This is a genomic window from Streptomyces sp. NPDC055078, assembly GCF_053607985.1.
In genome coordinates, this window is record NZ_JBSGUP010000392.1 from 1 (window position 1) to 7,712 (window position 7,712).

General features: G+C 68.9%; 4 protein-coding genes. 3 read left to right on the plus strand and 1 reads right to left on the minus strand.

Translation table 11 applies throughout. The features are described from left to right. Positions 1-101: 101 nt before the first annotated feature. Complete coding sequence (locus tag ACWF94_RS27045) at positions 102-866, minus strand: IclR family transcriptional regulator (protein ID WP_453493735.1); 765 nt, start codon at positions 864-866, stop codon at positions 102-104. A 291-nt stretch (positions 867-1,157) separates the two neighbouring features. On the opposite strand from ACWF94_RS27045, the gene metH reads away from it, so the two are divergent. The 3 genes from metH (at position 1,158) to ACWF94_RS27060 (ending at position 7,687) form a co-directional block, all read left to right on the plus strand. Further along, positions 1,158-4,679: a methionine synthase gene (gene metH, locus ACWF94_RS27050; RefSeq protein ID WP_453493738.1), complete on the plus strand. Its 3,522-nt coding sequence runs from the start codon at positions 1,158-1,160 to the stop codon at positions 4,677-4,679. Positions 4,680-4,872: 193 nt separating this feature from the next. After that, positions 4,873-5,583 (plus strand): HAD family hydrolase, encoded by a 711-nt coding sequence (locus ACWF94_RS27055; RefSeq protein WP_453493741.1) that lies wholly within the window; start codon positions 4,873-4,875, stop codon positions 5,581-5,583. Positions 5,584-6,097: 514 nt separating this feature from the next. After that, positions 6,098-7,687 carry an ABC transporter substrate-binding protein gene (locus tag ACWF94_RS27060; RefSeq protein ID WP_453493744.1) on the plus strand — a complete coding sequence of 530 codons (1,590 nt, stop codon included), beginning with the start codon at positions 6,098-6,100 and terminating at the stop codon, positions 7,685-7,687. Positions 7,688-7,712: the final 25 nt, after the last annotated feature.

A 7,712-nucleotide genomic window follows, 5' to 3' on the forward strand; every position in this document is an offset into this window, starting at 1 on the left:
CGGGACCGTTCCCGTGCGGTACGCGGGCGTTCGCCCGGGGGCCACCCCCGCGCGGTGCGGGCGCCCCTGTCCGCCCCGGCGGGCAACCGCGCGCGCCCGGGTCAGAAGCGCCCGGCGCCCAGGTCGCGGGAGACCGCGCGGGCGCACTCCCGTACGGCCGTCACCAGCTCGGGCCGCAGCTCATCGCCCTTGCAGAGCCGCTCCACCGCGCCCGTGATCGCGATCGCCCCCACCGGCATCCGGCGCCGGTCGCGGATCGGGGCCGCCACCGCCGCCACGCCCTCCCAGGTCTCCTCGACATCACTCGCCCACCCGCGCGCGCGGGTGAGGTCGAGGACCGACTCGAACTCCGCCGCGGCGGTCACCGTCCGCGGGGTGAGCGCCTTGCGCTCGGCCTCGACCGCCTCGGTGTGCGCCACCGGGTCGTACGCCGCGAGCACCTTGCCCAGGGCCGTGGAGTGCAGCGGCTGCATCGCCCCCACCTCCAGGACCTGGCGGCTGTCGTCGGGGCGGAAGACATGGTGGACGATCAGTACCCCGTGCTGGTGCAGTACCCCCAGATGGACGCTCTCGCCGCTGGAGCGCGCCAGGTCGTCCGTCCAGACCAGGGCCCGGGCGCGCAGCTCGTGCACATCCAGATAGCTGTTGCCCAGCCGCAGCAGCTCCGCCCCCAGCTGATAGCGGCCGGACGCCGGGTCCTGTTCGACGAAGCCCTCGGCCTGGAGGGTGCGCAGAATCCCGTGGGCCGTGCCTTTGGCCAGTTCCAGTGAGGAGGCGATGTCCGACAGGCCCAGCCGGCGCTCACCGCCGGCGAGCAGCCGCAGCATCGCCGCCGCCCGCTCCAGCGACTGGATGTTCTTCGCCATGGGATCGGCCCTCTCCACTGCTGATTCGACAATGCTGAACACTATTGGTCGATGCCGACCTGAGTCACCGCTGAGTGAGTATCTCGTGACGGGCGTCCCCACAGAAACCCCGAGGTCAACCCGGGAACATCCGAGGTCATCAGAGGTCATCCGAGGTCATCTGGGCTCTGGGGGACGTCCGTCCCGTGGGACGCCCCGCCCCCCGGGCGGCCCTCCCGGCTACTCTGGCTCCGTGCGCCCTCCGCCGAGGACGCAAAGCCGACAGCCGTCGCATCCCAGGGAGTACATTCCATGGCCTCGTCGCCGACCCCCTCCGCACCCTCCGCCGACAGCCGGACCCGGATCGAAGCCCTTCGTGACGCCCTCGCCTCGCGAGTCGTCGTCGCCGACGGCGCGATGGGCACCATGCTCCAGGCCCAGGACCCCACGCTGGAGGACTTCCAGGACCTGGAAGGCTGCAACGAGATCCTGAACGTCACCCGGCCCGACATCGTGCGATCCGTCCACGCGGCCTACTTCGAGGTCGGGGTCGACTGCGTCGAGACCAACACCTTCGGCGCCAATTTCGCCGCACTGGCGGAGTACGACATCGCCGAGCGGGTCCACGAGCTGTCCGAATCCGGTGCGCGCATCGCGCGCGAGGTCGCCGACGAGTTCACCGCCGCCACCGGACAGCAGCGCTGGGTGCTGGGATCGATGGGCCCGGGCACCAAGCTCCCCACCCTCGGTCACGCCCCCTACGTCACCCTGAGGGACGCCTACCAGGCCAACGCCGAGGGCATGATCGCGGGCGGCGCCGACGCCCTGCTGGTGGAGACCACCCAGGACCTCCTCCAGACCAAGGCCGCCATCATCGGGGCCCGCCGCGCCCTGGACACCTCCGGACTGCGGCTGCCGCTGATCTGCTCCGTGACGGTCGAAACCACCGGGACCATGCTCCTCGGCTCCGAGATCGGCGCCGCCCTCACCGCGCTGGAACCGCTGGGCATCGACATGATCGGCCTGAACTGCGCCACAGGCCCCGCCGAGATGAGCGAGCATCTGCGCTATCTGGCCCGCCACTCCCGTATCCCGCTGTCCTGCATGCCCAACGCCGGTCTCCCCGTCCTCGGCAAGAACGGCGCGCACTACCCGCTGACCGCACCCGAGCTGGCCGACGCGCAGGAGACCTTCGTCCGCGAGTACGGCCTCTCCCTCGTCGGCGGCTGCTGCGGTACGACGCCGGAGCATCTGCGCCAGGTCGTGGAGCGGGTGCGGGACCTGGCCCCCGGCGCGCGCGACCCGCGCCCCGAGCCGGGCGCCGCCTCGCTCTATCAGACGGTGCCGTTCCGCCAGGACACCGCCTATATGGCGATCGGCGAGCGGACGAACGCCAACGGCTCCAAGAAGTTCCGCGAGGCCATGCTGGAGGCCCGCTGGGACGACTGCGTCGAGATGGTCCGCGACCAGATCCGCGAGGGCGCGCACATGCTCGACCTCTGCGTCGACTACGTCGGCCGCGACGGCGTCGCGGACATGGAGGAGCTGGCGGGCCGGTTCGCCACCGCGTCCACCCTGCCGATCGTGCTGGACTCCACCGAGGTCGACGTCATCCGCGCCGGTCTGGAGAAGCTGGGCGGCCGGGCGGTCATCAACTCCGTCAACTACGAGGACGGCGACGGCCCCGACTCCCGCTTCGCCAAGGTCACCCGGCTCGCCCAGGAGCACGGCGCGGCCCTGATCGCGCTCACCATCGACGAGAAGGGCCAGGCCCGGTCCGTCGAGGACAAGGTCGCCATCGCCGAGCGGATCATCGAGGACCTCACCGGCAACTGGGGGATCCATGAATCGGACATTCTCATCGACACCCTCACCTTCACCATCTGCACCGGCCAGGAGGAGTCCCGCAAGGACGGCATCCACACCATCGAGGCCATCCGGGAACTGAAGCGCCGCCACCCCCAGGTGCAGACCACCCTGGGCCTGTCCAACATCTCCTTCGGCCTCAACCCGGCCGCCCGGGTCCTGCTCAACTCCGTCTTCCTCGACGAATGCGTCAAGGCGGGCCTGGACTCCGCGATCGTGCACGCCTCGAAGATCCTGCCCATCGCCCGGTTCGACGACGAGCAGGTCACCACGGCGCTCGACCTCATCCACGACCGCCGCCGCGAGGGCTACGACCCGCTCCAGCGGCTGATGGAACTCTTCGAGGGCGTCAACACCAAGTCCCTCAAGGCGGGCCGCGCCGAGGAACTCCTCGCGCTCCCGCTGGACGAGCGGCTCCAGCGGCGCATCATCGACGGCGAGAAGAACGGGCTGGAGACCGACCTCGAAGAGGCCCTCAGGGACCGGCCCGCCCTCGACATCGTCAACGACACCCTGCTGGAGGGCATGAAGGTCGTCGGTGAGCTGTTCGGCTCCGGCCAGATGCAGCTGCCGTTCGTCCTCCAGTCCGCCGAGGTGATGAAGAACGCGGTCGCGTTCCTCGAACCGCACATGGAGAAGTCGGATGCCGAGGGCAAGGGCACCATCGTGCTCGCCACCGTCCGCGGCGATGTCCATGACATCGGCAAGAACCTCGTCGACATCATCCTCTCCAACAACGGCTACAACGTGGTCAATCTGGGCATCAAGCAGCCCGTCTCGGCGATCCTGGAGGCCGCCGAGGAGCACCGCGCCGATGTCATCGGCATGTCCGGCCTGCTGGTGAAGTCCACGGTGATCATGAAGGAGAACCTGGAGGAGCTGAACCAGCGCAGGATGGCCGCCGACTACCCCGTCATCCTCGGCGGCGCGGCCCTGACCCGCGCCTATGTCGAACAGGACCTCCACGAGATCTACCAGGGCGAGGTCCGCTACGCCCGCGACGCGTTCGAGGGCCTGCGGCTGATGGACGCCCTCATCGCCGTCAAGCGGGGCGTCCCCGGAGCCGTACTGCCCGAACTGAAGCAGCGCCGGGTACGGGCCACCGCGGGCGCCGTCGTGGAGGAGCGGCCGGAGGAGGGCGCCGTACGGTCCGACGTCTCGGTCGACAACCCGGTGCCCGCCCCGCCGTTCTGGGGCACCCGGGTGATCAAGGGCATCCAGCTCAAGGAGTACGCGTCCTGGCTGGACGAGGGCGCCCTCTTCAAGGGCCAGTGGGGCCTGAAGCAGGCCAGGGCCGGCGACGGACCCACGTACGAGGAACTGGTCGAGACCGAGGGCAGGCCCCGGCTGCGCGGCTGGCTGGACCAGCTCCACACCCGCAACCTGCTGGAAGCCGCCGTCGTCTACGGCTACTTCCCGTGTGTGTCCAAGGGCGACGACCTCATCCTGCTGAACGAGGACGGCTCCGAGCGCACCCGCTTCTCCTTCCCGCGCCAGCGCCGGGGCCGCCGGCTCTGCCTCGCCGACTTCTTCCGCCCCGAGGAGTCCGGCGAGAGGGATGTCGTCGGCCTTCAGGTCGTCACCGTCGGCTCCCGGATCGGAGAGGCGACCGCCGAACTGTTCGCCTCGGACTCCTACCGCGACTACCTCGAACTCCACGGCCTGTCCGTGCAGCTCGCCGAGGCGCTCGCCGAGTACTGGCACGCGCGCGTCCGCGCCGAACTCGGTTTCGCCGGTGAGGACCCGGACGCCGTGGAAGACATGTTCGCCCTCAAGTACCGGGGCGCCCGCTTCTCCCTCGGTTACGGTGCGTGCCCGGACCTGGAGGACCGCGCGAAGATCGCCGAGCTGCTGGAACCGGAGCGGATCGGGGTCCAGCTCTCCGAGGAGTTCCAGCTCCACCCCGAGCAGTCCACCGACGCCATCGTCATCCACCACCCCGAGGCGAAGTACTTCAACGCGCGCTGACGCCCACCCACCGGAAGCAGGCCGTCACCCAGCGGCACGTGTACGGCACACCGGTACGAGCTGTCCGTTAATCGAGGCGCGTTCGTCATACGAGTCGTACACTGGTCGGTCCCATGCAGGCCGGTCGCCTGTTCCCGCGGGAAAGCCGCGGGGCAAGGCGGCCGGCCTTCTCGTCCCTCTCGGAGGTGTGCCGATGACCAGCACGGTTCCCGCGTCGCCGAGCCGTTCGGCCGAATCCGCGGCTTCGCCGGCCCTTCAGGCGGTCTTTCTCGACATGGACGGCACCCTCGTGGACACCGAGGGCTTCTGGTGGGACGCCGAGCGTGAGGTCTTCGCGGACCTCGGCCACAAGCTGGACGAGGCATGGCGGGACGTGGTGGTCGGCGGCCCGATGACCCGCAGCGCCGGATATCTCATCGAGGTGACGGGCGCGGACATCACCCTGGCCGAGCTGACCGTGCTGCTCAACGACCGGTTCGAGGACCGGATCGCCCGGGGTGTGCCGATGATGCCGGGCGCCGAGCGGCTCCTCGCCGAGCTGGCCGCCCACAATGTGCCCACCGCGCTGGTCTCCGCCTCCCACCGCCGCATCATCGACCGCGTGCTCGACTCGCTCGGGCCCAAGAACTTCGCGCTCTCCGTCGCGGGCGACGAGGTGTCGCGTACGAAGCCCCACCCCGACCCCTATCTGCTGGCCGCCCGGGGGCTGAGCGCCGAACCCGCGAGATGCGCCGTCATCGAGGACACCGCGACCGGAGTGGCCTCCGCCGAGGCGGCGGGGTGCCGGGTGGTCGCCGTCCCCTCCGTGGCCCCCATCGCGCCCGCCGACGGCCGTGTCGTGGTCGGTTCACTCGAAGAAGTGGACCTCGGATTCCTCCGCACCCTGATCGCTTCGATGAACTGATGCCCGCGCCGGGCGCGCTTTCCGGAGTTTCTTGAATACCGAAGAAACTCCGCTCGGCGGGACGGGTTATTTCCCTGGCTTTCCTGGCTTTCCCTGACCGGAAACCGGTTTATGGAGGGCGCCTGCGATAATTTTCCCGACGTGACGTTCATCACCGTGCGTGCCCTGGACGCGGACGCCCCCGGCGCACTCAGGCCACCCGGGGCGGGCCTTTGTGTCCGCATTCATGGAGCGGTGTACGAAAAATTCCGTGGCGCGACCATCCACTCTCCGTCGTAGTTGATCACAGAGCGAATACGGCCCAACTCCGCCCGGGTCAGGCATACCTGACCGGGCCGACTAATCTCTTCGCGAGCCTTCGCCGCAACCCCGATGCGCCCCGGCGGTCGCACAACCGCCGCGAAAACAGGACCGATCGTCCTGTTTCCCGGACCGGTCGAACCGCCCCACAGGGCGGCGCGGCGGAGCCTCCCGTACATCTGTATCCCAGTGCCGGATGAGGAGAACGTCCAGGATGAACCGTAAGACTGTGGTGCTGCCGGCCTTGATCGGCCTGCTCGCGCCCGTGCTCGTCGCCTGTGGCGGGTCGGGAGACGGGTCCGGTGGCGACGACGTCATCGTCGTGGGCACCACGGACCGGATCGCCGCGAACAAGGACGCTCCGGCGCCGCTCGATCCGGCCTTCGCCTACGACACCGGTTCCTGGAACATCCTGCGCCAGAGTGTCCAGACCCTGCTCACCGCCCCCCGCGGCGGCGGCGAGCCGGTGCCGGACGCCGCCCGGTCCTGTGGGTTCACCGACAAGGCCAGCCAGAGCTACCGCTGCCAACTGCGCGGCGGCCTCACGTTCTCCGACGGCACCCCGCTCACCGCCGAAGATGTGAAGTTCTCCATCGAGCGGCTGCTGAGGATCAACGACGACAACGGCGCCGCCGCCCTGCTGTCCAACATCGACACCATCGACACCGAGGGCGACACCGAGGTCGTCTTCCACCTCGCCACCCCGGACGCCACCTTCCCGTTCAAACTCTCCACCCCCGCCGCCGCCATCCTCAGCAAGAAGAAATACGACGGCAAGAAGCTCCGCCCCGGCCTTCAGGTCGACGCCTCCGGCCCCTACACAATGAAGGCCCACGTCAAGGGCGGGCAGCTCACCAAAGCGGTCTTCAGCGAGAACAAGTCGTACACCGGCGACGTCGAACACCGTAACTCCAAGATCGAACTCCGGGTCTTCGCCGACTCCGAGGCCATGGCCAAGGCCCTGGAGAAAGGCGAAATCGACCTCACCACCCGCGAGATGTCCCCGGAACAGATCAAGGACATGATCGACAAGCCCAGGGACGGCATCGAACTGACCGAACTGCCCGGCCTCTCCATCCAGTACCTCGCCTTCAACACCAACGACCCCGCCGTGAAGGACAAGGCCGTCCGCCAGGCCATGGCCGCCATCATCGACCGAGGCCAGATCGCCTCCGAGGTCTACGGCTCCGCCACCGCCGAACCGCTCTACTCACTCATCCCCACCAATGTCGGCGCCCACCGCAACTCCTTCTACAACAAATACGGCGAGCCGGACGCGAAGAAGGCCGAGAAGCTGCTCAGGAAAGCCGGTATCACCAAGCCGGTGAAACTGACCCTGCACTACGCGACCGACCGCTACGAGGCCAAGGAGTACGAGGTCATCCGCGATCAGCTCAATGACTCCGGGCTGTTCTCCGTCACCGTCAAGGGCACCGAGTGGTCCCAGTACCGCACCGCCGGCAAGCGCGGCGACTACGCCGTCTACGGCCTCGGCTGGGTACCCGACTTCCCCGACCCCGACAACTACCTCGCCCCCTTCCTGGAGAAGGACAACTTCCTCAACTCCCCCTACGTCAGCGAACAGGCCCGCGCCCTCATCCCGCAGTCACGCCGCCAGGCCAACCGCGTGGAGGCCACCGCGACCTTCGTCGAACTCCAGAAGATCGTCGCCGAGGACGTACCCGTACTGCCGCTCTGGCAGGGCAAGCAGTACGTCGCCGCCCGCAAGAGCATCACCGGAGTCGAACGCCTGCTCAACGGCAGCTCCGACATCCAGCTGTGGGAACTGGGCCGCAGCTCCTGACCCCACCGGGACGACACAGCGGCGG

Excerpts from the sequence above, each read along its gene's own strand:
- metH (WP_453493738.1), top strand. The coding sequence starts at position 1,158 with ATGGCCTCGTCGCCGACCCCCTCCGCACCCTCCGCCGACAGCCGGACC.
- ACWF94_RS27060 (WP_453493744.1), top strand. The coding sequence starts at position 6,098 with ATGAACCGTAAGACTGTGGTGCTGCCGGCCTTGATCGGCCTGCTCGCG.
- ACWF94_RS27055 (WP_453493741.1), top strand. The coding sequence starts at position 4,873 with ATGACCAGCACGGTTCCCGCGTCGCCGAGCCGTTCGGCCGAATCCGCG.
- ACWF94_RS27045 (WP_453493735.1), bottom strand. The coding sequence starts at position 866 with ATGGCGAAGAACATCCAGTCGCTGGAGCGGGCGGCGGCGATGCTGCGG.